Below are 24,398 nucleotides of genomic sequence, written 5' to 3'. Positions count from 1 at the left end.
GCTCCCGCGTGGACGCCCGTGCCCGAGTCGAACCAGGCTCCCGCTCCCGCGTGGACGCCCGTGTCCGACGCGTCTCCGGTCGCCGAGTCCACTCCTGCATCCGAGTCGACGGGTGCGCTCCGGCACCCGAACGCCCTCGAGCTGCCCGTCGTCCCGCCGACCCCGGCCCCCGCGGCTCCGACCCCGCCGGCTCGCAACGAGCTCACGGTCGACACCGATTCCGTACTCCAGCACGCCCCTGCCGGGACCTTCCGTCCCGCACCGACCAACCCGGTCGTCCTCCCGCCCGTCGACGACGAACCCTGGAGTCTGGGCGCGAGCGACGACGACGCGCAACCGGCAGCGGAAGACGTCTCGACGATGGCCCTGCCGACGGCCCGGGCCCTGGCCGCGGACGATCCGGAGGCGTGGGCGGCCGTCGACGCGGAGCACGCGACCCCGGCGACCGACACCCCGGCACGCCCGAGCGGCTTCGACACGGCATCGAACGCCGAACCGGCAGCGCCGCAGCCCGTCGATGCGCCGCTGCCTCCCGCCGCGACGTTCGGTGCGCAGCCGGTCGAGCCGAGGTCGGCCCCAGCGGCCGCCGGCTCGGACGACGACCTCCCGGAGGGCTCCTGGAGCCTCTCCGAGACCTTCGGCGACGACGTCCTCGGTGGCGAGACCGTCGAGGTCCGCGACCGCTCCACCGACGCCGCCCCCGACCAGGCCTCCACCGCCGACGACGCCACGACCTCCGCTCCGCGGACCGATCCGCTCGCCTGGCTCACGGAGCCGTTCGGTGAGACGTTCGGCGCGAGCCAGACGACGCCCGCCGCGCAGTCGTCCGACGCCGCCGACCCGATCTTCACGGACGCGGCTCCCGACGTCGCCGCCGACCCGCTCCCGGCGGAGCCCTGGTCGATCGAGACCGAGCCGCGCGCGGACGGCGTCAGCACGGACGCCGCTTCTGGACCGGTCGACACCGTCGATGACTCCCTCGCCGCGCAGCCTGCCCCGATCGAGCCCGAGACGGTCACCGGACCGGCACCGGACGCCACTGCGAGCTCCGCACCCGTCACGCCGGCCGCCCCGTTCCGCTGGGACACGGTCGTAGCGGCGCCGACGCCGGACACCCCGAGCTCACCGGCCGAGGTGCCGTGGCCCGAGACGGTGCCGGACGCCTCCGCCGAACCGCTCGACGAGACACGGCCGTTCGACAGCCTCGGTGGCCCCGGGTTCACCGCCCTCGGCGGCGCGGCCGCAGGCCAGCCGTCCCCGGTCGACTCCGAGCCCGCTGCCACGGACCGATCAGCCGACACCGACGCCCTGGTGGACCACGCCCCGGCGGACGCTGCGGCGACGGACGACGCCGCGACGGAGACCTCCGAGGTCCCGCCCGCCTTCGGCCCGCCGACGCCCCAGGCCGAGCGCTCCATCACTGAGCTCATCTCCCTCGACGGCGTGCAGCCCGAGCCGACGGTCAGCCCGTTCGGGAGCGCGCCCTTCGTCTGGGACCTCGCTCCGAACGACGCACTCGACCCCCTCGTGCACGCCGCTCCCACGACGCAGCCGATCCCGGTGCCCGCCGTCCAGTGGGAGGGCACCGATGCGCCCGCGGTCAGCGCAGCGTCGCCGTCGGAACTCGCGCTCGAGGGCGAGGTCCCCGATGCGGCGTTCATCGCGGGAGACGTGCAGCCGTTCGCTCCCGGCCTCGCCGCGGAGACCCTCGGTCGCCCGCTCGTCGACGGCCCGGGTGACGAGTACGCGAGTTGGCGTGACGACACGACCGACGACGCCGACTCGGACGCCCCTGGCGTGATCCCCGCGGCGAACGACACGGTCGACCTGTTCCCGACGCTGTCGCTCGGCGGACTCGACGCCAGTCTCGACGCCGCAGCGGCTGCCGGTGGACTCGGAGCGCTCGGCGTGCTCGGATCCGCGGGCACGAGCCCCGCGGCCGACCTCGACGAGCGGACAGCCGGCGACACCGAGGGTGCGGATGCGTCGATCGACGCGCCCGCGTCATCGACAGACACCGCCCCGTCGGCCGAATCGGCCGGATTCGCGGTCGACCCGGAGGAACTCGACGACGAGTTCGACGAGGAGATCGTCCAGTTCGACGCGGTCCCGCTCTCCGCGGCAGCCGCCACCCCGCTGCCGTCCTTCGTCGCTGACACCGACGCCGAAGTCACCGACGTCGATGCGCCTGACGCCGAAGTCACCGACGCCGACAGCTCGGCCACCACCGAGCCGGAGCCCGTCAGCGAGGAGCTGCGGCTCGAGTCGCTGTTCGACGTCGGTCCCGACACCGAGACGGTGGAGGTCCCGGTCTCGGACGGTGCGCCGTCCCATGCCGAACCGACGGACGGTTCTGCCCCGGCCGCACCGTCGACACCCGCTGAGCAGCCGAGTACCCCCGAGGCGGAAGCGGCATCGTCCGACTCCCTCGCCGACGCCTTCGCCGCCGAGGGCGGATGGTCGCTGCAGACGGACGCCGTCACCGATCCGGAACCAGCACCCGCCGAGGCCACGGTGCCGGGCGTCGAGGACGTGACGGATCCGGTCGAGCGCAACGACGACGACGGCTCGGACGAGGTCACCGCAGGCGAGCACGGAGCCGGTCCGGCACCCGCCTACGGTCCGGCCAAGGGCGCGCACGCCGCCGTCCCGTCGCAGGGTCCGGCCACGCACCCCGTGCAGACGGCCCCTGCCGCGCTGCCCGGTGAGACGGTCGCCTTCCCCGAGCTCGACGGCTCGAACGGCTTCGTGACCCCGGCCGCAGCCGCGGGGATCGTCGGTGCCTCCCTGCCACCGCAGCCCACGACCGCACCATCCCCGACGGAGCAGCCCGCCACGCCGACGTCGGTCCCGGATCGCGACCTTCCCGAGTACCGGGGCGAACCGCTCGATCAGAGCATCCCGAAGGCGCTCCTCTGGGCGGTCGTCGGGCTCGGTGCGGCGGTCCTCCTGCTCCTCGCGTTCTACTTCGGGACCCTCGTCGGTGCGGCGAACGCCGCGGGTGCGTCCGGTGCGGCGGGAGTCACCCCGCAGCCGACGGCATCGTCCCTCTCCTCGGGTCCGTCCGAAGAGGGTTCCGCCTGACCCTCGCCCGCCGAGCGCAGCACCGGCGCCGGGCGGGCAGGGCGAGCGCGGCCGTGGCCGCCACCCCGATCAGGCGACGTCGATGACCGTGACGCCCGTCGACCGGTCGCCCGACGCGAGGGCGACGAGCGCCGACGGTGCCTCGTCCAGGCCGATGCGGTGTTCGATGAGGTCCTGCGGGCGCAGCGCGCCGCTCGCGACGAGGTCGAGCAGCTCGCGGTAGTCGGATGCCGGCATGCCGTGGCTGCCGTGCAGGGAGAGCTCCTGGGCGATGATCCGTGGCATCGGGAGCGCCGGCTCGGAGGAGAACAGTCCGATCTGCACCTGGCGTCCCAGGGGTGCGAGCGCCAGGAGACTCAGCCGCATCGTGGACTCCCGACCGAGGGCCTCGACCGAGACCTGGACGCCACCCGGGCTGACCTCGGCGATGCGCGCGAGCACGGCGGCCTCGTCGAGCCCGCTCGAGTCGACCGTGTGCGTGACGCCGATCGACCTGGCGCGTGCGAGGGCTGCGGCGTCGATGTCGACGGCGACGACCTCGGCACCCAGGGCCACCCCGATCATCGCGGCACTCAGCCCGACGCCACCGCAGCCGACGACGAGGAGGCGCTCACCGCTGCGCAGCGCCGCCCGGTGCACGAGCCCGCGGAACGCCGTCGCGAACCGGCAGCCGAGGAGGGCCGCGGCGCCCGCGTCGAGCGACTCCGGTACCGGGATGAGGTTGACGTCCGCATCGTGCAGGGCGACCAGTTCGGCGTACGACCCCCAGTGCGTGAAGCCGGGCTGCGTCTGGTTCGGGCAGACCTGCCCGTTCCCGGCGAGGCATTCGGCACAGCGCCCGCAGGCGCACACGAACGGGACGGTGACGCGGTCGCCCACCTGGAACCGTTCGACCAGCGGGCCGACGGCGTGGACGCGTCCGACGAGCTCATGACCGGGCACCTGCGGGAGGGCGATCCCGTCGTCGTGGCCGAGCCAGCCGTGCGCGTCGCTCCGGCACAGGCCGGTCGTCTCCACCCGCACGACCACGCCGGCGTCGGAGGGCTGCGGATCCGGGACCTCCCGGACGGTCGGCTCGGTGCTGAACTGGTCGTAGACGACGGCGCGCATGGGCGATCCTCGAAGCTGGGGGAGCGGGTCGGTGTGGCTGCGGGAGGGGCCGGACTAGATCTCGACCTCGACGGGGTCGGTCACGAGGTCGATGACGCCGCTGAGGATCTCGTTCGGCCGGAACGGGTAGCGGTTGATCTCGGCCTCGTCGCTGATGCCCGTGAGGACGAGGATCGTGTGGAGACCCGCCTCGATGCCCGCGACGATGTCGGTGTCCATGCGGTCGCCGATCATGCCCGTGTTCTCCGAGTGCGCGCCGATCTTGTTGAGGGCGGAACGGAACATCATCGGGTTGGGCTTGCCGACCACGTACGGCTCCATGCCGGTCGCCTTCGTGATGAGCGCCGCGATCGCGCCGGTCGCCGGCAGCGGGCCGTCCTTGCTCGGTCCGGTGGCGTCCGGGTTCGTGACGATGAACCGGGCGCCGCCGGCGATCAGGCGGATCGCCTTCGTGATGGCCTCGAACGAGTAGTTGCGGGTCTCACCGACGACGACGTAGTCGGGGTTCGTCTCCGTCATCGTGAAGCCGGCCTCGTGGATGGCGGTGGTGATCCCGGCCTCGCCGATGACGAACGCCGAGCCACCCGGCTCCTGCTCGGCGAGGAACGCCGCCGTGGCGAGGGCGGAGGTCCAGATGAACTCCTCCGGCACGTCCAGGCCGGAGGCGCGCAGGCGGGCACTCAGGTCGCGTGGGGTGAAGATCGAGTTGTTGGTGAGCACCAGGAAGGGCGTCCGCTGGTCCTGCCACTGCTGCAGGAGCGCGGCTGCGCCGGGGAGGGCGTGGTTCTCGTGGACGAGCACCCCGTCCATGTCGGTGAGCCAGCACTCGACCTCGTCGCGACGTGACATGCGTTCCTCCAGGTGGTTCGAGCGGGCCGGTGGTGCGGCGCGCCTCATGGGGTGGCGCGGCGTCGGGCCCGGATCTCCAGTGTGGCACGGCGCGGGTAGGGTTGGCTGGTGCCAGAGACCCCGCCCAGCCAGGAAGATCCGGCCGCCCACCCGGTCGATCCCGCGGTGTCCGCGAGCCAGGGTGGCGTCGGCCCGTGGCAGGGGGACTTGCCTGAGGAGCCCTGGTACGACGAGGAGCTCCTCCGCGACGGCGATGCACGGAACGTCGTCGACAGGTACCGCTACTGGACGATGGAGGCCATCGTCGCCGACATCGACGAGCACCGGCACCCGTTCCACGTCGCCATCGAGAACTGGCAGCACGACATGAACATCGGGTCGATCGTGCGCACCGCCAACGCGTTCGCCGCCGACACCGTCCACATCGTCGGTCGTCGTCGCTGGAACAAGCGCGGGGCGATGGTCACCGACCGCTACCAGCACGTCGAGTACCACGCCGACGTCGCGGGCCTCGTCGCCTGGGCGCGCGACGCGGGACTGCCGATCATCGCGATCGACAACGTCCCCGGCTCGGTCCCGATCGAGACCACCCGCCTTCCCGAGCGCTGCATCCTGCTGTTCGGACAGGAGGGTCCCGGCCTGTCGTCGGAGGCGATCGCGGCGGCCGATGCGGTGCTCGAGATCACGCAGTTCGGCTCGACGAGATCGATCAACGCCTCCGCTGCGGCGGCCGTCGCGATGCACGCGTGGGTCATGCAGCACGTGTCCTTCGACTGACGTCGACAGGGTTGTCCCCCGTCCGCGGGTGGTTCCGAGGGATGCCCCTATCGCTTCCTCAGGAACACCTCAAGATTCCCTCAATTGCGGTCCTGGTCCCCCAAAGTGCCGACACGGACCGGCATACTTTGTACCGGAGCGATGCTCCACCGCTGAACCCGAATCCCTCCCGGCACCCGAAGCCACTGAGGGCCACCGCACGGACCCGAATCCGTGTGGTGCGCATCGGCGGTCACCCGAAGGATGAACTGAAGATGAAGCACAGCTCCGCCCTGGGAGTCTCGCCCGAACGAGGATCCCGTCCGTCCCTGGTCCGCGGCGTCACCGCGCTCGCCGTCCCCGCCGCCCTCGCGGTCGCCCTCCTCGTCGGCGTCGCTGCGCCGGCACAGGCGGACACCCGTGCCGACGAGACGTCGATGTCGGTCAGCGCGACGCAGACCGGCCCGAGCGAACTCATCGCCCCTGCCGGTGCGTTGTTCGCCTCGCTCCTCATTTGGGGTGCGGGAGCCGCGTTCGCGACCCGTCGTCGGATGCTGGCGGAACAGCGCGAGGAGGCGTCGCTGATCCCCTTCTGATCAGCACGCGTCGAACCTGCACCCGATCGCGGCGGCCCGAACCGCCGCGATCGTGTGCGCCCAGACGGAACCGCACCGTTCCGTCGCACCGGTGGCCGCCGGGAGTCCCCCCACTCCCGGCGGCCTCCGGTGTTTCCGGGCGAGGCCGACGGGATTCCACCCGCTCGTGACCCGTTCCGAGGAATCTGCCGCATTCCGCGTCATGATCGCCCGCTCCGTCGATCACTCAAGGGAGCGAGACGACGGCGGGCGCACCCGAACCCGATCGAGGTCGCGCTCTTCCCGCCGTCAGCGATCGATGCCCGACCCGAATGGGCGTCGCACGGAAGCGGCGAACCACGCGCGCCGGAGCGTCATCCCCACCCGAGGACGACGCTCCGGCGCGGATTCCGCGCGCTCCGCCTGGTCGTCAGCCGATGAGGCTGGGGCGGAGATCGCGCAGGGTGCGGGCGTGCGTCATCCTGGTGACCCCGATCGCGGAGAGACTCAGCGCGATCGCCAGCCACGCGAGCAGCACCCCGGCGTCCTGCAGTGCCGCGTCCATCCGGCCCCCGTACATCAGCTGCCGCATCCCGTCGACGGCGTACGACATCGGGAGCACATGGTGCAGCGCGGCGAGCGGGGCCGGCAACGTCTGCCAGGGGAACGTGCCGCCGGCGGTGACGAGTTGGGCCACCATGAGGACGAGCCCGAGGAACTGGCCGACACTGCCGAACCACACGTTCAGGGTGAGGATGATCGCCGCGAACGTCAGCGAGGCGAGCGCCATCATCCCGTAGGTGCCGAGCGGGTTGTGGACCTCGAAGTGGAGGGCGCCCGCGAGGATGCCGAACAGGGCGACCATCTGGATCGTGCCGAGCAGGCCGGGCGTCAGCCAGCCGGCGACCGTCACCTTGATCGGGCTGTGGAGGGCGGTGATCGCGCGGCGTGACACCGGCTTGACGATGAGGAAGAGGGCGTAGATGCCGATCCAGGCGGCGAGGCTCACGAAGAACGGCGCGAGGCCGGCGCCGTAGGTGCCCGCACTCGTCACCGAGGCGTTCGTCAGTTTCACCGGGTCGGCGATCGTCTTGGCCTGCAGCGTGCGGGAGTCCGGCGTGGTCGCCGGGATCGCGTCGGCACCCGACTGCAGTCCGTCGCGGAGGGTGACGATGCCGTCGCGCAGGGTGCCGAGGCCCGTCTGCAGCGTGGTGAGGCCGGTCTGCAGTGATGCTGCGCCGTCCGCGGCCTGTTGCGTCCCGGTGGCGAGTGCTGGCATGGCGTTGCTGAGGGTCCTGGCGCCGCCCGCGACCTGCTGGGCACCGCTGTTCAACTGGTCGACCTGCGACACCACGGTCTGGACCCGCTCGTTCGCCGTGGTGGCGTCGGCCGCGACCGGGTCGAGGAGGGCCAGGACCTGGGCGATCTGCTCGGGCGTGAAGCCGTTCTCCGTCAGGGTCTGCGCGATCTGCGCGCGTGCCGTGGGGATCGAGTTCACGAGCCGTTGGGCGGCCGCGCCGACCTCGTCGCCCTTGCCGGCGAGCGTCGAGGTGCCGGCGGCGACCTGTTCGGCCCCCGACGCCAGCTGGTCCGTCTGGGCAGGCAGGCTGGCCGTACCGGCGGCGATCTGCGCCGTGCCCGACGCGAGGGTCGCGGCGCCGGCCTGGGCGGTCCCGGCACCGTCGAAGGCCTGCTGGGCTCCGTCGGCCAGCTGCGTGGCACCGGAGGTGGCGTCGACGAGCTTCGTCTTGATGGTGTCGAGGGCGATGAGGAACCGGCCCGCGGCCTGGCGGTTGACGGTCTGGACGATCGTCGCCTTGATCTGCTTGACCGCCTGCTCGCCGATCGTCGTCGCCAGGTAGCTGTTCGCGTCGTTCGTCGTGAGCTGGACCGTCGCCTGCCGCGGGGCGTCGCCGGACGCGGAGGTGAGCGAGGTCGAGAAGTCCGCGGGGATCGTGACGCTGAAGTCGAACGTCCCGTCGTTCACACCCCGAGCGGCGTCGGCCGCGCTGACCTCGTGCCAGGCGAAGGAACCGTCCTCGATGAGCTGCTCGGCGATGTCGTCGCCGTAGTTCTCCGTCTCACCGGTCGCGTCACCCGTGGTGTCGTCGGTCGCCGGTGCACCGGAGTCCTCGACGACGAGCGCCACGGGGACCTGGTCGAGCTTCGCGTACGGGTCCTGGTTGGCCCACAGGTACAGGCCGCCGTAGAGCAGGGGCACGCACATGAGGGCGACGAGGGCGAGGCGCGACATGGGGGTGGCCCACAGGCGGGAGAGTTCGGCGCGGATCATCGCGAAGATCTTCACAGGAGGTCCTTCTGGGGACGGGTGGTGCTGGCGGAGGGGAAGGCGGGGTCGGGTCGGCGCACGCGGTGCGTCATGACCAGTCCTGCTGGAAGAGGGGGACGAGTTCGTCCGTGGCGTTCTCGGAGACGGGGGCGTCCGACATGGCGTTGATGGCGGTGGCGGAGGCGTCTCCGGCGATGACGAGCACGCCGTAGCCCCGGGAGGCGAGTCGGCGGGCGATCGTCCACCAGCCGAGCGGATCGCCGCCGTGCCGGTCGGGGGAGACGAGGACGATCGCGGTGACGTCCTCGCGGAGGACGGCGAGTTCGGTGAGCAGCCGCACGCGCTCGGTCGGCGCGACGGTGGAGATCGGCTGCTTCGCGAGCGAGGCGAGGCCGAGGGAGTCGAGGAGTCTCGCGACGGCGAAGGGGTGGCTCGCACGACCGGCGAACATGAGTTCCTCGGCGACGACACCGGCGACCGCGACGCCGCTGGCGGGTTCGGAGACGTCGGGCGCGTCGATGAGGGCGATTGTTCGACGCATCGTCTTGCGGTCGGTCGTGCCGTCGACGAGCACGGTGCCGGTGTCGGGCTTCATGCGCCCGGAGGCGATGAGACCGAGGACGGTCGGGCGCTGCTCGGTCTCGGCGCGGGCGAAGGTCGCTTCACCGGTCCGGAAGGAGAGCGAGGTCGGTTCGAGGACGATGCCGCCCTTGCCCTTCGAGACGCCGTCGAGTTCAACGCGCATGGGTGGTCTCCTCGTGGGTGTGGGTGGCTGCGCGGTCGGCGACGGCGCCGGCGTCCTGCCAGGAGAGGCCGACCGCGCCGAGGGTGGCGAGCATGACGAGCCGGCGACCGGCGTCGGTCGAGAGTTCGGAGCGGCTCGCCTCCTCCAGGACGCCGATCGCGGTGCTCTCGACGAGTCGGGCCAGGATGTCGGCGTCGATGTCCGGACGGATGGAGCCGTCGGCGATCCCGGCCTGGACGGTGCGGAGGAGCAGGGTGCGGACCGGTTCGAGGGCCGCTGCCGTGACGGCGCGCAGCGGGCCGCGCACGGCGAGCGGGGCCATGATGCGCACGTGGTCCACCTGCGCCCAGAGGACGTCGCCGATGAGCGCGATCGTCGTGAGCGGGTCGTCGCCGCGGACGGCCGTGATCGACGAGGCCACCCGTTCGGCGCCCGCCACGACGACGGCGTTCACGAGCTCGTCGCGGGTGGCGAAGTGGCCGTAGACCGAGCGGCGGGTGAGACCGGCGGCCGCTGCGATCGTCTCGAGGCTCGCGTCCGGGTCGCTGCGGAGGGCGAGGCGGGCGGCCTCGAGCAGGGCGACGCGGTTCTCGGTGGCGTCGCGGCGCGGGGCCCGGGGTGGGCTCGGCGGCACTTCGGTGGTGGTCATGACAGTGATCGTACTATCTTGCACAGCCGTGTGCAATATAGCCGGGGACGCATGCGGCGAGCTCTCAGCGACGGCTGCCAGCTTCCTCCCACGCCGGGCTCCGGCAACGGAGCTATGGTTGAACGATGACCGGTGAGAATCTGATGGCAACCCCTCCGACACTGCTGCCGGACGACAGCGCCACCGACGCCGAGTTCCACGCGGCGGTCGGTTCGATCGAAGCGCTGGCCGAGCTCCTCGCAGCCCACCCGCGCTCATCGCTCGGCTGGGCCCTGCTCGCCGACGCGGTCCACGACCCGCAGTCCCCGATCCCCGGCTACGCGGCAGCGCGCGTCGGATACCACCGGGGCCTCGACTCCTTGCGTGGCGCCGGCTGGCGCGGTCAGGGACCGATCCCGTGGTCGCACGCCCCGAACCGCGGCGTGCTGCGGTCGCTCTACGCCCTGCGCCGTTCCGCGAAGGCGATCGGCGAGACGGAAGAGGTCGAGCGACTCGACACCTTCCTGCGCGAGGCCGACCCGACGGCGTCCGAGGAGATCGAGTACCTCGTCGCCGCAGCGGCTCCGCCCACCTCGGCGATCGTCATCCTCGGTTCCGACTAGCCCTTCGACAGGCTCAGGGACCGGAGCGCGGCTCAGGGACCGACGCCCTACAGGCCGAGCGACTCCAGGTACGCCGCGGTGTCCTGCCATCCGTGGACGGCGACCGACGGCACCCCGAGGGCGAGCACGGGGTAGTCGTTGCCGCCCTCGTCGAGGCGGTCTCCCACGAACACCATCTCCTCGAGCGGGACGCCGGTGTGCTCAGCGAGGCGCGTCATGCCGAAGGCCTTGTCGACCCCCGCCATCGTGATGTCGACCGAGGTGGATCCGCCGGAGCGCACCTCCAGGTCGGGCAGCAGCGCCTGCACCGCGGAACGCAGCGACTCCTTCTTGGCGCCGTCCGGGTCCCAGGCCGTCTTCTCGGCGACCGGTGCGGCCTGGCCGAGTGCGGAGAAGGTGATCTGCGAACCACGGTCCTCGAGGATCGGGCCCCAGGTCTCCTCGGCCCAGAGGCCGAGTCGCTTAGCCTCGGTCTCGAGGGCACCCATCGCGCGGGCCTTCTGGTCGTCGCTCAGATCGTGGCGGTAGACCGTCGTCCACGCGGTGCCGTCGAAGCGGTCGTAGCGGGTGCCGCAGGTGGGCATGAGGTGGAGGCGACCGAGGGCCTCTGGAGATGCGGCGCCGATGCGGTCCAGCACTTGGTTCTGGAACTGCACGATCTGGCCACCGGAGATGATGCACACGGAGGTGCGCTCGAGGAGGGCGACGAACAGCTCGGCCATGCGAGGGTCGAGCGCGGACTTCGACGGGGCGAGGGTGTCGTCGAGATCGAAGGCGACGAGGCGCGGCAGGGAGGTCATGGATTCCGTTCGGTCGGTCGGGAGGTCGGTCGTCGAGGGCGATCGGCGTGCGAAACGGCCGGCCGGGGCCTGAGCATCCCATCATGGTATCGAGCGCCGGCTGGAACTCGATGCCCGAGACCCGGCTCCGGTACGATGGAGGGGTGCGTGCACGAGACGCCCGCCCGCAGAGGGTGGGCGTCCGGCCTGTCAGGGCGGGGTTCCTCCGGGGGTCCGCCGGGCACACGAGAATCCGGAAGGGGCGGCATCCAGATGCCAGCAATCGTGATCGTCGGCGCCCAGTGGGGCGACGAAGGCAAGGGGAAGGCCACCGACCTGCTCGGTGACCGCATCGACTACGTCGTGAAGTTCAACGGCGGCAACAACGCGGGGCACACGGTCGTCATCGGCGACGAGAAGTACGCCCTGCACCTCCTGCCGTCCGGCATCCTGACGAACGGCGTCGTGCCCGTCATCTCCAACGGTGTCGTCATCGACATCGAGGTGCTGTTCCACGAGCTCGAGGCCCTCCAGGCCCGCGGGATCGACGTCTCGCGCCTCCTGGTGAGCGCCAATGCGCACGTCATCACCCAGTACCACCGCACCATCGACAAGGTGACGGAGCGCTTCCTCGGCAAGCGTCAGATCGGCACCACCGGCCGCGGCATCGGCCCGGCCTACGCCGACAAGATCAACCGGGTCGGCATCCGGATCCAGGACCTCTTCGACGAGAACATCCTGCGCCAGAAGGTCGAGGGCGCGCTCGACCAGAAGAACCACCTCCTCGTGAAGGTCTTCAACCGCCGGGCGATCACGGTCGACGAGATCGTCGCCGACCTGCTCGCGTACGCCGAGCGCCTGCGCCCCATGGTCGCCGACACCGCGCTCGTGCTGAACGAGGCGCTCGACGAGGGCAAGATCGTCCTCTTCGAGGGCGGCCAGGCCACGATGCTCGACGTCGACCACGGCACCTACCCCTTCGTCACCTCGTCCAACGCCACCTCGGGCGGCGCGGCCACCGGTTCCGGTGTCGCACCGAACCGCCTCGACCGCGTCATCGGCATCGTGAAGGCGTACACCACGCGCGTCGGTGCCGGTCCGTTCCCGACCGAGCTGTTCGACGAGTCCGGCGACTACCTGCGCTCGAAGGGCTTCGAGTTCGGCACGACGACGGGGCGCCCGCGTCGCGTCGGCTGGTACGACGCCCCGATCGCCCGGTACGCGGCACGCATCAACGGGGTCACCGACTTCGTCCTGACGAAGCTGGACATCCTCGACGACCTCGCCACCATCCCGGTCTGCGTCGCCTACGAGGTCGACGGTGTCCGGGTCGAAGAGGTGCCGGTCTCGCAGAGCGACTTCCACCACGCGGTCCCGATCTACGAGGAGTTCCCCGGCTGGCAGGAGGACATCACCGGTGTCCGCCGCTTCGAGGACCTGCCGAAGAACGCGCAGGACTACGTGCTGGCGCTCGAGTCGATGAGTGGTTCGCGCATCTCCGCGATCGGCGTCGGCCCCGGCCGCGACGCGATCGTCGTGCGTCACGACCTCGTCGACTGAGCCGAGGACGAGCGTCGCATCTGCCGTGGTGAACGAATCCGGTCAGCCGTCCCTGCCAGGGCTCCCGCCGGTCGAGGAACTCTCGACCGGCGAGGTCCGGCCACGGCCGGCGGTGCGTCCCCCGCGTGACACCGGCACGCTCGACCCACGGGTCCGGCGTGCCCTGGCGACCCTCGACGACGACCCCGACCTCTCGCTCGTCACCCTCGCGAACGCCCTCGGCATCACGCGTGCGACGCTCATCCGGATCGTCAGGGAAGCGATCGGCATGAGTCCGAAGGAGTACGCGGCCGGGGTCCGAGCCCGCCGCTCCAGCTGATCCGACATCGGTGGGCGTCGGTGCAGGTGGGAGACTGTGGGGATGAGCGACGACACCCCCTACCTCCTCCTCGGTTCCTACACCGCTGAGGCCGACGGCACCGGTGCCGGGATCAGCCTGCTGCGGCAGGACGAGGCGGGGACCCTCCGGCAGGTGCAGTCCTCGGAGGCGCAGTCACCGTCGTTCCTGACGCTGCACCCGACGCTCCCGATCGTCTACGCGGCCAGCGAGTCGACCGGCGCGGTGGAGGCGTTCAAGCGCTCCGGCGAGTTCGGCCTCGCGCCGTTCGGCAAGCCCCTCGAGGCGGGCGACGGCGTCTGTCACGTCGCGACCGTCCCAGGCGCCGACCTGCTCGTCGCGAGCTGTTACGGCGACGGTCGGGTGGTGTCCGTGCCCCTCGCCGAGAACGCGGCGTTCGGAGGGGACCCGCGGCTCGGAGAGTCGTCCGTCGACCCGTGGGCCTCGCCCACCGCACTCGCCGCCGAAGCCGCGGACGCCGGTGAGGACGCCCTGACGCTCCTCGCGTTGGAGGCCGCCGTCGGCGAGGCGCTGCCGTCCCGGCCGTCCCGCGCACACGCCTCCGCCCTCCTGCCCGACGGCCGGATCGCGACCACCGACCTCGGCCACGACACGGTCCGGATCTGGCAGCTGCGGGGGAGTCGACTGGTCCTCGACCACACCGTCGTGTTCCCGCGCGGCACGGGTCCGCGGCACCTCGTCGTCCACCCGAGCGGTCACCTCCATGTCATCACCGAGTACTCGGTCGAGGTCTTCACCCTCGGGGTGGACGGGACGGACGGCCACTGGCACCTCCTGGCGGCCACGGTCGCGCCCGCGGAGGGGGTGTCGGAGGGCGACACGGGTGCCGAGATCAGCCTCGCCGCATCGCGCGAGCAGTTGCACGTCGGGGTCCGGGGGAGCGATCGCCTCGCCACCCTGCGCGTGACGGGCGACGGCTCGCGGGTCGAGGCCGTGGCCGACGTCGAGTGCGGCGGGACGATGCCGCGCCACCACCGGGAGTCGGGCCGCTTCCTGCACGTCGCGAACCAGCTGTCGAACAGCGTCGCGAGCTTCCGACTCGACGAACGCACGGGCGTCCCGACGACGCTGCTCGGGACCCTCGACGCCGGGTCGCCCACCTGCCTCATCCTCGCCTGATCGCGAGACCGGTCCTCGCGCGACGCTCGCCAGCGGATACGGTGGAACGGTGACCGCACGACGCCCCGAACCCCGACCGATCGACGGCCGGACCATCCGACTCGAACCGCTCGCCCGCTCGCACTATCCCGAGCTGTTCGTGGCGATCGCGCACCCCGAGGTGTTCGCCGGCGGGTACGGCGGCGGACCGGACGGCTTGCCGACGACGCAGGCCGAGTTCGACGTCTTCGCCGACCGATACTTCACGACCGGCGTGCGCAATACCTACGTCATCCGGCTCGTGGGCGGCGAGCACGACGGGCTCCTCGTCGGCACCTCGACGCTCGGCGACTTCGACGAGCCGGGGGAGGCCGCCCACCTCGGTTGGACGGCGTACGACCCGCGCGTGTGGGGCACGGCCGTCAACGCCGAGACGAAGCTGCTGCTCCTCGGCCTCGCCTTCGACGCGGGCTTCGGCCGGGTGAAGATCCAGGCCGACGAGCGCAACGAGCGGTCGCGCACCGCGATCCTGCGGCTCGGGGCCACGTTCGAGGGCCTCATCCGACGCGACAAGCAGCGGGCGGACGGCACCTGGCGGACGACCGCGCTGTTCTCGGTGATCGCGGAGGAGTGGCCGGAGGTGCGCGCCGGTCTCGAGGAGCGCCTCGCGCGCAGCCCCGGCCCCGTCGCGCTCCGCCCCGGTCCCTGAGCCTGTCGAAGGGCGGTCCCTGAGTCCACCCCCGGTCCCTGAGCCTGTCGAAGGGCACTGTTCACCCGCGAGACACCGCGCGGTCCCGATCGCGCTACGTGGCGACCCTAGCTTGTCCTCCAGACGACGGACGCGGTATCCGACGGCCCGACAGCACGGGCGGCCGCCGACGTCACTGGAGGAACCGTGAACACCAGGCGTATGACCGCCCTCGCCATCGTCGCGCTCGCCGCGACGACGCTCACCGCATGCTCCGCCGGAGCGGACACCGGAGCCGCCTCCGACGTCGACGCCACGAAGGCGACCTCCGCCGAGGACTTCGGTGGCATGGACGCGCTCGTCGAGGCCGCCAAGGCGGAGGGTGAGCTCAACGTCATCGCGCTCCCCGACACCTGGGCGAACTACGGCAAGATCATCAGCGCGTTCGAGGACAAGTACGACATCACGGTGAACTCGGCCGACCCGGACGTGTCGAGCGCCGAGGAGATCACGGCCGCCAAGAACCAGCAGGGCCAGGACACCGCTCCCGACGTCTTCGACCTCGGATCCGCCGTCGCCCTCGACAACCTCGACCAGTTCGCGCCCTACCAGGTCGCCAACTGGGACGACATCCCCGAGGGCTCGAAGGAGAAGACGGGCCTCTGGGTGTACGACTACACCGGCCTCGTCTCCATCGGGTACGACGCGGACGCCGTCCCGGCCCCGAAGTCGCTCGACGACCTCCTCGGCTCCGACTTCGCCGGCAAGGTCGCGCTGAACGGCGACCCGACCCAGGCGGGTGCCGCCGCAGCCGGCGTCTACCTCGCGGCGCTGCAGTCCGGTGGGTCCGCCGACGACATCCAGCCCGGTGTCGACTTCTTCCAGAAGCTCAACCAGGCCGGCAATTTCCTGCCGCTCGACCCGACGCCCGCGACGATCGCGTCCGGTGAGACCCCGGTCGTCATCGACTGGAGCTACAACAACCTGGCCGCGGCGACCGAGAACGAGGGTCAGCGCAACTGGAAGACCACCGTCCTCCCCGGTTCGGCGGTCGGCAGCTACTACAACCAGGCCGTCAACGTCGACGCTCCGCACCCCGCGGCGGCCCGTCTCTGGCAGGAGTTCATCTTCAGCCCCGAGGCGCAGAACCTGTACCTCGCCGCCGGCGCGTACCCGTCGACCCTCGCCGCGATGGTCGAGGCGGACACCGTCGACCAGAAGGCCCTCGACGCCGTGGGTGAGATGCCCGCCGACCTCGTGCAGTTCACGCCGGAGCAGACCGAGCAGGCCACCTCGCTGCTCGCCGAGAAGTGGGCGGCAGCGATCTCCTGATGAGTGCCTCCGCCACGCGGCGGAGTGGGGCGGGGTCGGCGGAAGCCGACCCCGCCGTCTCGCTCCCGCCGACCACCACCTCGGACGCCTCGGCCGAACCCGCCGCGGCGCGCCCCCGTCGCCGTCCGCGCTGGGCACTCCTCGGGCTGACGCCCTTCGCGCTGTACACCCTGCTCTTCCTGGCGATCCCCACGGTCACCGCCCTCGCCACCGGCTTCTTCGACGGTGACGGCGCGTTCACCCTCGACAACCTCGCCGCCCTCGGTGAGCCGGCGGTGCTCGGCGCCTTCGCGAGCTCGTTCTGGGTCTCGGCCGTCACCGCGGTCGCCGGGGCCGTCATCGGAGCCCTCGTCTGCTACGCCCTGCTCGCGGTGCGACCCGATGGGCTCATCCGCACCTTCGTCGACGCGGCCTCGAGCGTCCTCGCACAGTTCGGCGGCGTCATGCTCGCCTTCGCCTTCATCGCGACGATCGGGATCCAGGGGCTCGTCACCGTGTTCCTCAAGGACCGGCTCGGGATCGACCTCTTCGCGGACGGCGTCTGGCTCTACCAGGTGCCCGGTCTCCTGCTGCCCTACCTGTACTTCCAGGTGCCGCTCATGGTCATCACCTTCATGCCGGCGATGGAGGGCTTGAAGCGCACCTGGTCGGAGGCGAACGCCACGCTCGGCGGCACGCGCTTCACGTACTGGACCCGCATCGCGATGCCGATCCTCGCCCCCTCCTTCCTCGGATCGCTTCTGCTCCTCTTCGCGAACGCGTTCTCGAGCTACGCGACCGCCGCCGCGCTCATCAGTCAGGGCGCCCAGATCGTGCCGCTGCAGATCCGCGGAGCCCTCATCAGCGAGACCGTCCTCGGGCGGGAGAACCTCGCCGGCTCGCTCGCGATCGGGATGATCGTGGTGATGGTCGTCATGATGACGGCGTACTCCGCACTCCAGGCCCGGACGGAACGGTGGCAGCGATGAGCGCCGTCCGCGACTCGGCCACGCCGTCGAAGCTCACGAGCCGGATCATCCTCGTCGTCGTCGCGCTCGTGTTCGCCGTGCCGATCCTGTCGATGCTCGAGTTCACGTTCCGCGCCGGGATCGACGGCGGCCACGACCTCGGCCACTGGGCGGCGATCGTCGACCCGGAGAACGCGCGGAAGTACCGCGTGCTGTTCCAGGGCATCGGCAACTCCGTCATCCTCGCGGCGGTCACGGTGCTCATCGTCGTCGTCCTGCTCCTGCCGACGATGATCCTCGTGAAGCTCCGGTTCCCGAAGCTGCAGCGGGTGCTGGAGTTCGTCTGCATCATCCCGATCACCGTGCCGGCGATCGTGCTCGTCGTCGGACTCGCGCCGGTGTACTCGGTGGTGGCCAAGCTCCTCGGCAGCGCCCCGTGGACGCTCGCGTTCGCGTACGGGATCACGGTGCTGCCGTACGCCTACCGGGCGATCGCCGCGAACCTGCAGTCGGTCGACGTCGGCACCCTCGCCGAGGCCGCCCGCACGCTCGGCGCCGGATGGGGGACCGTCCTGTTCCGCGTGCTCCTCCCGAACCTGCGGCGAGGCGTGCTCACCGCCGCGGTCATCTCGGTGGCCGTCGTCCTCGGCGAGTACACGATCGCCTCGCTCCTCGGGCGCAACACCCTGCAGACCTCGCTCGTGCAGGTGTCGAAGAGCGACCCGTTCGTGGCGGTGGCCTTCGCGCTGCTCGCGCTCGCGTTCGCGTTCGTCCTGCTGTTCATCATCGGCCGCGTCGGATCGATCCGACGCATCAGGGAGACACCATGACCTCGATCGACCAGTCGGCATCCACGGCCGCACCGGGAGCCGCCCGCCCGACGGGTGCCGCGGTGCGGTTCGACCGCGTCGTGAAGGACTACGGTTCGGGTGCCCGTGCCCTCGACGGCGTGAGTCTCGACCTCGCGCCGGGCGAGTTCGTCGCCCTCCTCGGCCCCTCCGGCTGCGGCAAGACGACCGCGCTGCGCAGCCTCGCGGGGCTCGAGGACATCACCTCGGGCAGCGTGCTGATCGACGGGGTCGACGTCGTGTCGGTGCCCACGAACAAGCGCGACCTCGGGATGGTGTTCCAGTCGTACTCGCTCTTCCCGCACCTGACCGTGTTGGAGAACGTGGAGTTCGGCCTGCGCATGCGCCGGGTGCCGACCGCGGAGCGGCAGGCCCGAGCGGCCGAGAGCCTGGAGCTCGTCGGCCTCGCGCACCTCGGTGGCCGCTACGCCCACCAGCTGTCGGGTGGGCAGCAGCAGCGCGTCGCCCTCGCACGGGCGCTCGTGACGAGGCCGCGCGTCCTGCTCCTCGACGAGCCGCTCAGCGCCCTCGACGCGAAGGTGCGCGTCCAGTTGCGCGACGAGATCCGTCGCATCCAGTCGGAGCTGCAGATCACGACGCTGTTCGTGACGCACGACCAGGAGGAGGCGCTCGCCGTCGCCGACCGGGTGGCCGTCATGCGGGCCGGGGTCATCGAGCAGATCGGCACACCGGAGGAGTTGTACTCCCGACCGTCCTCGCCGTTCGTGGCCAAGTTCATCGGGCTGAGCAACCGGATCCCCGGGACGCTCGTCGACGGTGGCGTGCTGGTGCTCGGTCAAGTGCTCCCGGTCCTCGGCGAACCGACGGGCAGCGGGGACGTCGTCGCGCTCGTCCGGCCGGAGGACGTCGTGTTCACGGACGAGGGGGAGCAGCCCGCTGGCTCGTCCGACGCGGTGGTGCTCACCTCGAGCTTCCTCGGCCCGGTGCGTCGCACGACCGTCGAACTACCCGACGGGACGCTCGTCGCGGTGCAGCACGGCGCGACCGAACGGCTCGAGGCGGGGGAGCGCGTCGGGATCCACTTCGTCGGTCGACCGGTGCCCGTGCAGTCGGTCTGACCCCGCCCCGCTCCGCCGGAGCGGGGCGGGCGCTCCGACACCCGTGTGGTACCGGAGGATGAGTCCGCGCCGAGGAGGATCACCCGATTGCGGGATGTGTCGGGGATGGCCGCTCGGCACGATGGGAGCATGTCCTCCATCACCCAGTCGCACGCCGTCCACACCCGGGTCACCGCTCCACTGCGGGCGGTCCCGCTGCCGGTCCCGGTGCAGGGTGTGGTCGAGGAGGATCCTGCACCCGTGGAGGTCGCCGAGCGCGTCCGCGCCTCGGCGCACGTCGCCGCCGGTGCTGCGGGTGTCGACCTCTCGGCGACGCCGGCACCAGCGTCCTCGGGTGACGCCACCGACACAGGCTCGGGTCTCCGCTTCCTCGGCGCCGGTTGGGCGGCCGACGCCGCCCTCTTCGCGCAGTACCGCCGCCGCGGCGTCTGACCTCGCGGCCGACCCCGGGTCCACCTCGCGGATGACCGGCACCGGGCAGCGTGCATCGCCCGGCCGACGCGCCGCACCGGGCCTCCCGCGCACGATGGGATCATGAACACTTCGATCCTCTCCGCCCGCGGACTCACGAAACAGTACGGGGCCACCTTCGCCCTCGCCGGCGTCGACCTGGACATCCTCCCGGGCGAGTCGGTCGCCATCATGGGCGCCTCCGGCTCCGGCAAGACCACCCTCATGCACGCGCTCGCCGGGATCGTCACCCCGGACACCGGTTCGATCGCCTTCAGCACCCCGACGGGTGTCGTCCGCGTCGACCAGCTCGACGAGAAGCGACGCTCGCAGTTGCGGCGCGAGTCGTTCGGGTTCGTCTTCCAGCAAGGCCTGCTCATCCCCGAGCTGACGGCCGTCGAGAACGTCGCCATCGCCCTCATGCTGGGCGGCACCCCCCGGGCCGCGGCCGAGTCGAGTGCGGCGGCCTGGCTCGCCGCCCTCGGTCTCGCCGGTCTCGAAGGCCGCCGGATCGGCGAATTGAGCGGCGGTCAGGCGCAGCGCGTCGCGATCGCGCGTGCCCAGGTGACGGGCGCTCCCATCGTGTTCGCCGATGAGCCGACGGGCGCGCTCGACTCCCGCACCTCGGCCGACGTGATGGGTGCGCTCCTGCACGCCACCACCGGTCAGGGCCGGACGCTCGTGCTGGTGACGCATGACGAGACCGTGGCGGCACGCTGCTCGCGCACCATCCGTCTCGCCGACGGTCGCATCGTCGGACAACGCCAGGACGCGGGGCCGCTGAGTGCGCCGCCCGCGCCGCAGCCGCCGTACCCGATGGCGCAGCAGGGTCAGCCGTACCCGCCGCAGCCGCAGCAGCAGGGCCAGCCGTACCCGCAGACCGGCGTCGTCCCGAACGGCGCGCGCTCATGAGCGCCGTCGTCGACACCGCCCCGCCGCGGACACCGGTCCCCGCCGGCTCGGGTCGGAGCCCCGTCGTCCGCCTCACCTGGATGCTCGCCCGGCCGGGAGCCCAGAGCCCGGCGACGATCGTCCTCCCGGCGGTCGCGTTCGCGGTCACCACGGCCCTCGTGCTCACCGTGCTCGGCGGCGCGATGATGTTCTGGCGGTGGACCGGCGAGACGGCCCTGCTCTACCAGGTGCTCAGCGTGCTGGCCCTGGCGCTGCTGCTCGTCCCGCTCGGCTCCCTCGGTGGAGCGGCCGCGCGCCTGTCGGCGCGCCGTCGCGACGACCGACTCGCCACCCTCCGGCTGCTCGGCGCGACGCCCGGCACCGTCTCCGCGATGACCGTGCTCGAATCGGCCGCGGTCGCCCTGCTCGGCTCCTTCGCCGGCATCGTGCTGTACCTCGGCATGCTGCCCCTCGTCGGCCTCATCCCGTTCGGCGGTTCGCCGATCGGCGTCGAGGGCGTCTGGGTCGGTGTGCCGGTCGCGGCGGCCGTCGTCCTCGGTGTCACGCTCCTCGCGGCGGCCAGCGCGGCCATCGGTCTGCGTGCCGTGAACGTGAGCCCGCTCGGGGTCCGGACGAAGCAGCAGGCGCCGACCGTGCACTGGGTGCGCGTCGTCATCGGTGCCGCCGTGGTCCTCGTCGCCTACGCCCTGCTCTCCGTCGTGACCGGGTTGCAGGAGGTCGCCGCCATCGTCGCCGTCCTGGGCGTGGGGTTCGGCGCCGGCGTCGGCGTGCTCGGGTTGATCGGCCCCTGGGTCGTCGGGATGATCGGGCGGGGATCGGCGAAGCGCGCCTCGTCCCCGGAGCGGCTGCTCGCGGCCCGGAGCATCCTCGAGTCGCCGAAGGCCGCCTGGCGGCAGGTGAGCGGCGTCGCGATGACGAGCTTCGTCGCCGTCGTCGCCGGCACGGGCGTCGCCCTCATGGACGCCGCCGGAGGTGCCGACCTCGATCGCGAGAGCGCCATCCTCATCGACGACATCCGCACCGGCGTCATCATCACGCTCGTCGCGTCGTTCCTCATGGTCGCCTGCTCCGTCGGGGTGAACCAGGCCTCCGCGGTGCTCGACCGACGAGACCTGTACGTCAGCCTCGACCGCCTCGGAGTGCCGCGGCAGGTCATGGAGCGGGCTCGGACCCGCGCCGTCATGCTGCCGCTGCGGGTCGTCGCCCTCGGCTCGGCCGGACTCGGTGTCCTCCTCGTGCTGCCGATGGCGGGCATCAGCATCATCCTCGCCCCGCTGTCGGTCCTCGTGATCGTCGGATGCTTCGTCGGCGGCATCGGCCTCGTCTGGGCGGCGCTCCACGCGACCCGACCGGTCGTCACCCGGGTGCTCGGCACCCCGGAACGCGTCTGACCATCCCCGGCGTTCCAACGCAGAGCGCCCGTCCCGTCGGCTGGATCCCAGCACATGACGGAACGGGCGCTCTCGGCTTGCGGGCCTCAGCCGGTGACGACCGCGATCTCGTTCGGGACACCGGGCAGCTCGCCCGTCGTGATGTCACCCGAGGCGAGGTCGACGGCGTGGAGCGTCTTCGTCGCCGGGTCGGTCACGTAGGCGACTCCGTCGTGGACGACCAGTGCCGGGTGGGCGTCCTGCCACTCAGCCGGCGGCTCCCACGCGTCGATGACGGCGATGGTGTCGGTGACCTCACCGGTCTGCTCGTCGAGGACGTGCAGCGAGCCGTCGTTGCCGAGGACGACGACGTCGTCGTTCGGCCCACGGGCCACGTCGCGCCAGGTGTAGCCGACGCCCTCGGGCAGGTCGACGATCTTCGTCGTCTTGGCGACCGTGTCGGTGAACGCGAGCTGACGGAGGTCGTAGCCCTCGGCGTCGGGGTCGTTGTTGTAGTCGCCGACCGCGATGGACGAGGTCTCGCTGACGTACTGGTTCCCGGTCCGGCCGTAGGTGTCCGGAGCCTGGATCTTCGTGAAGACGCCGTCGTCGTAGACGAGGACGCCGTCGCTGCACCCGAAGACGACGGTCTCGTCCTTGACGGTGCCTTCGCCGTGGACCGAGGGGCACTGCTCGTTGCGGGCGATCTCGGTGCGCGACTCGTCGAGCACCCGGACACCGGTGCGGGCGTCCGGGGTACCGATCGTCGACAGCAGGGTGCCGTCCTCGAGCTCGATGGCGACGCCGTGGTGCGCGGCCTCCGAGGGGACGGTCTCGGTCTCGGGCAGCTCGTCGGTGGCGTCGAGGAGGTCCGCGCTGTCGAAGATCGTCGTGTCACCGGAGCCGTCGGCGAAGAGGATGGTCTTCCCGGCGTGACGCACGACGTGGCCCGCGGTGTCGGCGGGGAACACGAGGTCCGTCAGGACCGGCTCGGCCTGCTTCGAGGTGCCGTCCTCGTCCGTCCACGTCCCGGTGTCGAGGACCTGGAAGCCCTTCGTCGTCGTGACGAGCACGTGGCGGCCGTCGCCGGCGGCGTTCACCCGGTTGAAGCCGGCGAGCGGCAGGTCGCCCACGACGTCGAGGGTGGCGGCGTCGACGACGAGGAGGCCGCCGTCGTAGGTGAGGGCGATCCGGCTCTGCGGGCCGTCGGACGCGGAGGCGCTCGGGTCCGGTGCGGAACCGCTCGCGGTCGAGCAGCCGGTGAGGAGGAGGGCCGCGGCGGTGCCGACGGCGAGGAACGTGGCCCGGCCGCGCTTCGTGCGCGAGGCCAGGGGACTGCGGTGGTGCTGCTGCATGGTTTCCTTCTGGGTTCGTGGACGCCCGCTCATGGCGAGAGTCCGGTGGCGATGCGCTCGGTGTTCGCGCGCATCATGGTGAGGTAGGTGGGGGCTTCGCCCGATCCGGCGGTCAACGACTCGGTGAAAAGCGGGACGACGGCGACGTCGACGTCCGCCTCGTCGGCGAGCACCTGGACGAGCCGGTCGGGTTGCGAGGAGTCCGCGAAGATCGTGCGGACCCCAGCCGTCTCGATCGCGGTGGCGAGCTCGTCGAGGTCGGACGCGCTCGGTGCCGCGAGCGTCGTGCCGCTCGGGATGACGGCTCCGACGACCGCGAAGTCGTATCGCGCGGCCAGGTAACCGAACACGTGGTGGTTGGTGACGAGCTTCCGCTGCTCGACCGGGATGGCGGCGAAGGCCTCGGCCATCTCCGCGTCGAGCGCCTCGAGCTCCGCGGTGTACGCCTCGGCGTTCGACCGCACCTCGGCGGCGTCGACACCGGGCACCTCGTCGATCACGGCCTCGGTGACCCCTTCGACGACCGCGACCATCTGCACGGGGTCCGTCCAGAAGTGCGGATCGGCCGCGCCGGACTCCGTCTCGAGGACGTCGACGAGTGACCCCGCCTCGACGAGCGGCACCCCCTCGTCGGCCGCGGTCTCGAGGTGCTGGGTGAGCCCCTCCTCGAGCCCCAGCCCGTTCGAGACGATCAGTTGCGCACCCGTGATCCGAGCCGCCTCCTTGGCCGAGATCTCGAAGGAGTGCGGATCGGCGTCCGGCGGCATGAGGGTCATGACCTCGGCCTGCGCGCCGAGGAGTTCGCCGACGACGTCACCGAGGATGTTGGTCGTCGCCACCACCAGCGGGCGGTCGTCGGCGCTCGCCGCACAGCTCGTGAGACCGGCGCCGAGCACGAGGCCGGACACGAGCACGGCTGCGGTGCGGAGGACGGTGGTCCGGCGGGGGATGGTCACACGCAT

General features: G+C 71.7%; 23 protein-coding genes. 15 read left to right on the top strand and 8 right to left on the bottom strand.

The genetic code is table 11. From position 1 onward, the window contains the following. Positions 1-3,084: hypothetical protein (locus tag ASE44_RS09575; protein ID WP_235522581.1), on the top strand; the 3,084-nt coding region annotated here is incomplete at its 5' end. Between the two features lie 69 nt (positions 3,085-3,153). Here ASE44_RS09575 and ASE44_RS09570 read toward each other — a convergent pair. Continuing rightward, entirely contained in the window at positions 3,154-4,194 is a 1,041-nt protein-coding gene (locus ASE44_RS09570) for a zinc-dependent alcohol dehydrogenase family protein (protein WP_056779248.1), read from the bottom strand. A gap of 54 nt (positions 4,195-4,248) precedes the next feature. Continuing rightward, the gene (locus tag ASE44_RS09565; RefSeq protein ID WP_056008903.1) at positions 4,249-5,043 is read right to left on the bottom strand and encodes an HAD-IIA family hydrolase; all 795 of its coding nucleotides are present in this window, start codon (positions 5,041-5,043) and stop codon (positions 4,249-4,251) included. A 165-nt stretch (positions 5,044-5,208) separates the two neighbouring features. Between ASE44_RS09565 and ASE44_RS09560 the strand changes: the two genes are divergently transcribed. Together ASE44_RS09560 and ASE44_RS09555 are read left to right on the top strand one after the other, a co-directional pair. Next, on the top strand, positions 5,209-5,820 hold the full coding sequence (locus ASE44_RS09560; protein WP_056779245.1) for a TrmH family RNA methyltransferase: 612 nt from the start codon (positions 5,209-5,211) through the stop codon (positions 5,818-5,820). Positions 5,821-6,074: 254 nt separating this feature from the next. Next, positions 6,075-6,395: a hypothetical protein gene (locus ASE44_RS09555; protein WP_157579841.1), complete on the top strand. Its 321-nt coding sequence runs from the start codon at positions 6,075-6,077 to the stop codon at positions 6,393-6,395. 409 nt (positions 6,396-6,804) lie between these two features. On the opposite strand, the gene ASE44_RS09550 is transcribed toward ASE44_RS09555, so the two are convergent. The 3 genes from ASE44_RS09550 to ASE44_RS09540 all read right to left on the bottom strand — a co-directional run bounded on the left by ASE44_RS09550 (position 6,805) and on the right by ASE44_RS09540 (position 10,058). Continuing rightward, positions 6,805-8,682: a YhgE/Pip domain-containing protein gene (locus ASE44_RS09550; protein ID WP_056781018.1), complete on the bottom strand. Its 1,878-nt coding sequence runs from the start codon at positions 8,680-8,682 to the stop codon at positions 6,805-6,807. 70 nt (positions 8,683-8,752) lie between these two features. Then, positions 8,753-9,409, bottom strand: a complete 657-nt coding sequence (locus tag ASE44_RS09545; RefSeq protein ID WP_082455927.1) for a hypothetical protein — start codon at positions 9,407-9,409, stop codon at positions 8,753-8,755. Next, the gene (locus tag ASE44_RS09540; RefSeq protein ID WP_056779244.1) at positions 9,399-10,058 is read right to left on the bottom strand and encodes a TetR/AcrR family transcriptional regulator; all 660 of its coding nucleotides are present in this window, start codon (positions 10,056-10,058) and stop codon (positions 9,399-9,401) included. Before ASE44_RS09540 ends, ASE44_RS09545 begins: the two co-directional genes overlap by 11 nt. A 125-nt stretch (positions 10,059-10,183) precedes the next feature. Between ASE44_RS09540 and ASE44_RS09535 the strand changes: the two genes are divergently transcribed. Beyond that, on the top strand, positions 10,184-10,660 hold the full coding sequence (locus ASE44_RS09535; RefSeq protein ID WP_056008893.1) for a DUF3151 domain-containing protein: 477 nt from the start codon (positions 10,184-10,186) through the stop codon (positions 10,658-10,660). A gap of 47 nt (positions 10,661-10,707) precedes the next feature. On the opposite strand, the gene ASE44_RS09530 is transcribed toward ASE44_RS09535, so the two are convergent. Further along, on the bottom strand, positions 10,708-11,460 hold the full coding sequence (locus ASE44_RS09530; RefSeq protein ID WP_056779240.1) for an HAD-IIB family hydrolase: 753 nt from the start codon (positions 11,458-11,460) through the stop codon (positions 10,708-10,710). Between the two features lie 252 nt (positions 11,461-11,712). On the opposite strand from ASE44_RS09530, the gene ASE44_RS09525 reads away from it, so the two are divergent. The 11 genes from ASE44_RS09525 to ASE44_RS09475 all read left to right on the top strand — a co-directional run bounded on the left by ASE44_RS09525 (position 11,713) and on the right by ASE44_RS09475 (position 22,102). Next, on the top strand, positions 11,713-12,999 hold the full coding sequence (locus ASE44_RS09525; RefSeq protein ID WP_056008884.1) for an adenylosuccinate synthase: 1,287 nt from the start codon (positions 11,713-11,715) through the stop codon (positions 12,997-12,999). A gap of 25 nt (positions 13,000-13,024) precedes the next feature. Further along, the gene (locus ASE44_RS09520; protein WP_056779238.1) at positions 13,025-13,318 is read left to right on the top strand and encodes a winged helix-turn-helix transcriptional regulator; all 294 of its coding nucleotides are present in this window, start codon (positions 13,025-13,027) and stop codon (positions 13,316-13,318) included. A gap of 42 nt (positions 13,319-13,360) precedes the next feature. After that, positions 13,361-14,476: a beta-propeller fold lactonase family protein gene (locus ASE44_RS09515; RefSeq protein WP_056779235.1), complete on the top strand. Its 1,116-nt coding sequence runs from the start codon at positions 13,361-13,363 to the stop codon at positions 14,474-14,476. Positions 14,477-14,525: 49 nt separating this feature from the next. Next, positions 14,526-15,164 (top strand): GNAT family N-acetyltransferase, encoded by a 639-nt coding sequence (locus ASE44_RS09510; protein WP_056779233.1) that lies wholly within the window; start codon positions 14,526-14,528, stop codon positions 15,162-15,164. Between the two features lie 201 nt (positions 15,165-15,365). After that, positions 15,366-16,475: an ABC transporter substrate-binding protein gene (locus ASE44_RS09505; RefSeq protein ID WP_056008873.1), complete on the top strand. Its 1,110-nt coding sequence runs from the start codon at positions 15,366-15,368 to the stop codon at positions 16,473-16,475. After that, positions 16,475-17,443 (top strand): ABC transporter permease subunit, encoded by a 969-nt coding sequence (locus ASE44_RS09500; protein WP_157579840.1) that lies wholly within the window; start codon positions 16,475-16,477, stop codon positions 17,441-17,443. The genes ASE44_RS09505 and ASE44_RS09500 overlap by 1 nt, the downstream gene beginning before the upstream one ends. Continuing rightward, positions 17,440-18,252 carry an ABC transporter permease gene (locus tag ASE44_RS09495; protein ID WP_056011547.1) on the top strand — a complete coding sequence of 271 codons (813 nt, stop codon included), beginning with the start codon at positions 17,440-17,442 and terminating at the stop codon, positions 18,250-18,252. The genes ASE44_RS09500 and ASE44_RS09495 overlap by 4 nt, the downstream gene beginning before the upstream one ends. Next, positions 18,249-19,349 (top strand): ABC transporter ATP-binding protein, encoded by a 1,101-nt coding sequence (locus ASE44_RS09490; protein WP_056779229.1) that lies wholly within the window; start codon positions 18,249-18,251, stop codon positions 19,347-19,349. Before ASE44_RS09495 ends, ASE44_RS09490 begins: the two co-directional genes overlap by 4 nt. Positions 19,350-19,478: 129 nt before the next feature. Further along, entirely contained in the window at positions 19,479-19,781 is a 303-nt protein-coding gene (locus ASE44_RS09485; RefSeq protein ID WP_056779225.1) for a hypothetical protein, read from the top strand. Between the two features lie 102 nt (positions 19,782-19,883). Then, entirely contained in the window at positions 19,884-20,711 is an 828-nt protein-coding gene (locus tag ASE44_RS09480; protein WP_082455926.1) for an ABC transporter ATP-binding protein, read from the top strand. Continuing rightward, positions 20,708-22,102: an FtsX-like permease family protein gene (locus ASE44_RS09475; protein ID WP_235522580.1), complete on the top strand. Its 1,395-nt coding sequence runs from the start codon at positions 20,708-20,710 to the stop codon at positions 22,100-22,102. Before ASE44_RS09480 ends, ASE44_RS09475 begins: the two co-directional genes overlap by 4 nt. Positions 22,103-22,188: 86 nt before the next feature. On the opposite strand, the gene aztD is transcribed toward ASE44_RS09475, so the two are convergent. Together aztD and aztC are read right to left on the bottom strand one after the other, a co-directional pair. Continuing rightward, complete coding sequence (gene aztD / locus ASE44_RS09470) at positions 22,189-23,436, bottom strand: zinc metallochaperone AztD (RefSeq protein WP_056779222.1); 1,248 nt, start codon at positions 23,434-23,436, stop codon at positions 22,189-22,191. Between the two features lie 29 nt (positions 23,437-23,465). Then, positions 23,466-24,398: a zinc ABC transporter substrate-binding protein AztC gene (gene aztC, locus ASE44_RS09465; protein ID WP_056779220.1), complete on the bottom strand. Its 933-nt coding sequence runs from the start codon at positions 24,396-24,398 to the stop codon at positions 23,466-23,468.

Source organism: Plantibacter sp. Leaf1 (assembly GCF_001421315.1).
Taxonomy (GTDB): Bacteria; Actinomycetota; Actinomycetes; order Actinomycetales; family Microbacteriaceae; genus Plantibacter.
Note: the sequence above shows the minus strand (reverse complement) of the source record. Positions and strands in the feature narration are given on the sequence as shown.

Coding starts and splice junctions, on each gene's coding strand:
- ASE44_RS09570 (WP_056779248.1), bottom strand. CDS start 4,194: ATGCGCGCCGTCGTCTACGACCAGTTCAGCACCGAGCCGACCGTCCGG.
- ASE44_RS09565 (WP_056008903.1), bottom strand. CDS start 5,043: ATGTCACGTCGCGACGAGGTCGAGTGCTGGCTCACCGACATGGACGGG.
- ASE44_RS09555 (WP_157579841.1), top strand. CDS start 6,075: ATGAAGCACAGCTCCGCCCTGGGAGTCTCGCCCGAACGAGGATCCCGT.
- ASE44_RS09545 (WP_082455927.1), bottom strand. CDS start 9,409: ATGCGCGTTGAACTCGACGGCGTCTCGAAGGGCAAGGGCGGCATCGTC.
- ASE44_RS09540 (WP_056779244.1), bottom strand. CDS start 10,058: ATGACCACCACCGAAGTGCCGCCGAGCCCACCCCGGGCCCCGCGCCGC.
- ASE44_RS09535 (WP_056008893.1), top strand. CDS start 10,184: ATGACCGGTGAGAATCTGATGGCAACCCCTCCGACACTGCTGCCGGAC.
- ASE44_RS09530 (WP_056779240.1), bottom strand. CDS start 11,460: ATGACCTCCCTGCCGCGCCTCGTCGCCTTCGATCTCGACGACACCCTC.
- ASE44_RS09525 (WP_056008884.1), top strand. CDS start 11,713: ATGCCAGCAATCGTGATCGTCGGCGCCCAGTGGGGCGACGAAGGCAAG.
- ASE44_RS09515 (WP_056779235.1), top strand. CDS start 13,361: ATGAGCGACGACACCCCCTACCTCCTCCTCGGTTCCTACACCGCTGAG.
- ASE44_RS09505 (WP_056008873.1), top strand. CDS start 15,366: ATGACCGCCCTCGCCATCGTCGCGCTCGCCGCGACGACGCTCACCGCA.
- ASE44_RS09500 (WP_157579840.1), top strand. CDS start 16,475: ATGAGTGCCTCCGCCACGCGGCGGAGTGGGGCGGGGTCGGCGGAAGCC.
- ASE44_RS09495 (WP_056011547.1), top strand. CDS start 17,440: ATGAGCGCCGTCCGCGACTCGGCCACGCCGTCGAAGCTCACGAGCCGG.
- ASE44_RS09490 (WP_056779229.1), top strand. CDS start 18,249: ATGACCTCGATCGACCAGTCGGCATCCACGGCCGCACCGGGAGCCGCC.
- ASE44_RS09485 (WP_056779225.1), top strand. CDS start 19,479: ATGTCCTCCATCACCCAGTCGCACGCCGTCCACACCCGGGTCACCGCT.
- ASE44_RS09480 (WP_082455926.1), top strand. CDS start 19,884: ATGAACACTTCGATCCTCTCCGCCCGCGGACTCACGAAACAGTACGGG.
- ASE44_RS09475 (WP_235522580.1), top strand. CDS start 20,708: ATGAGCGCCGTCGTCGACACCGCCCCGCCGCGGACACCGGTCCCCGCC.
- aztD (WP_056779222.1), bottom strand. CDS start 23,436: ATGCAGCAGCACCACCGCAGTCCCCTGGCCTCGCGCACGAAGCGCGGC.
- aztC (WP_056779220.1), bottom strand. CDS start 24,398: ATGCGTGTGACCATCCCCCGCCGGACCACCGTCCTCCGCACCGCAGCC.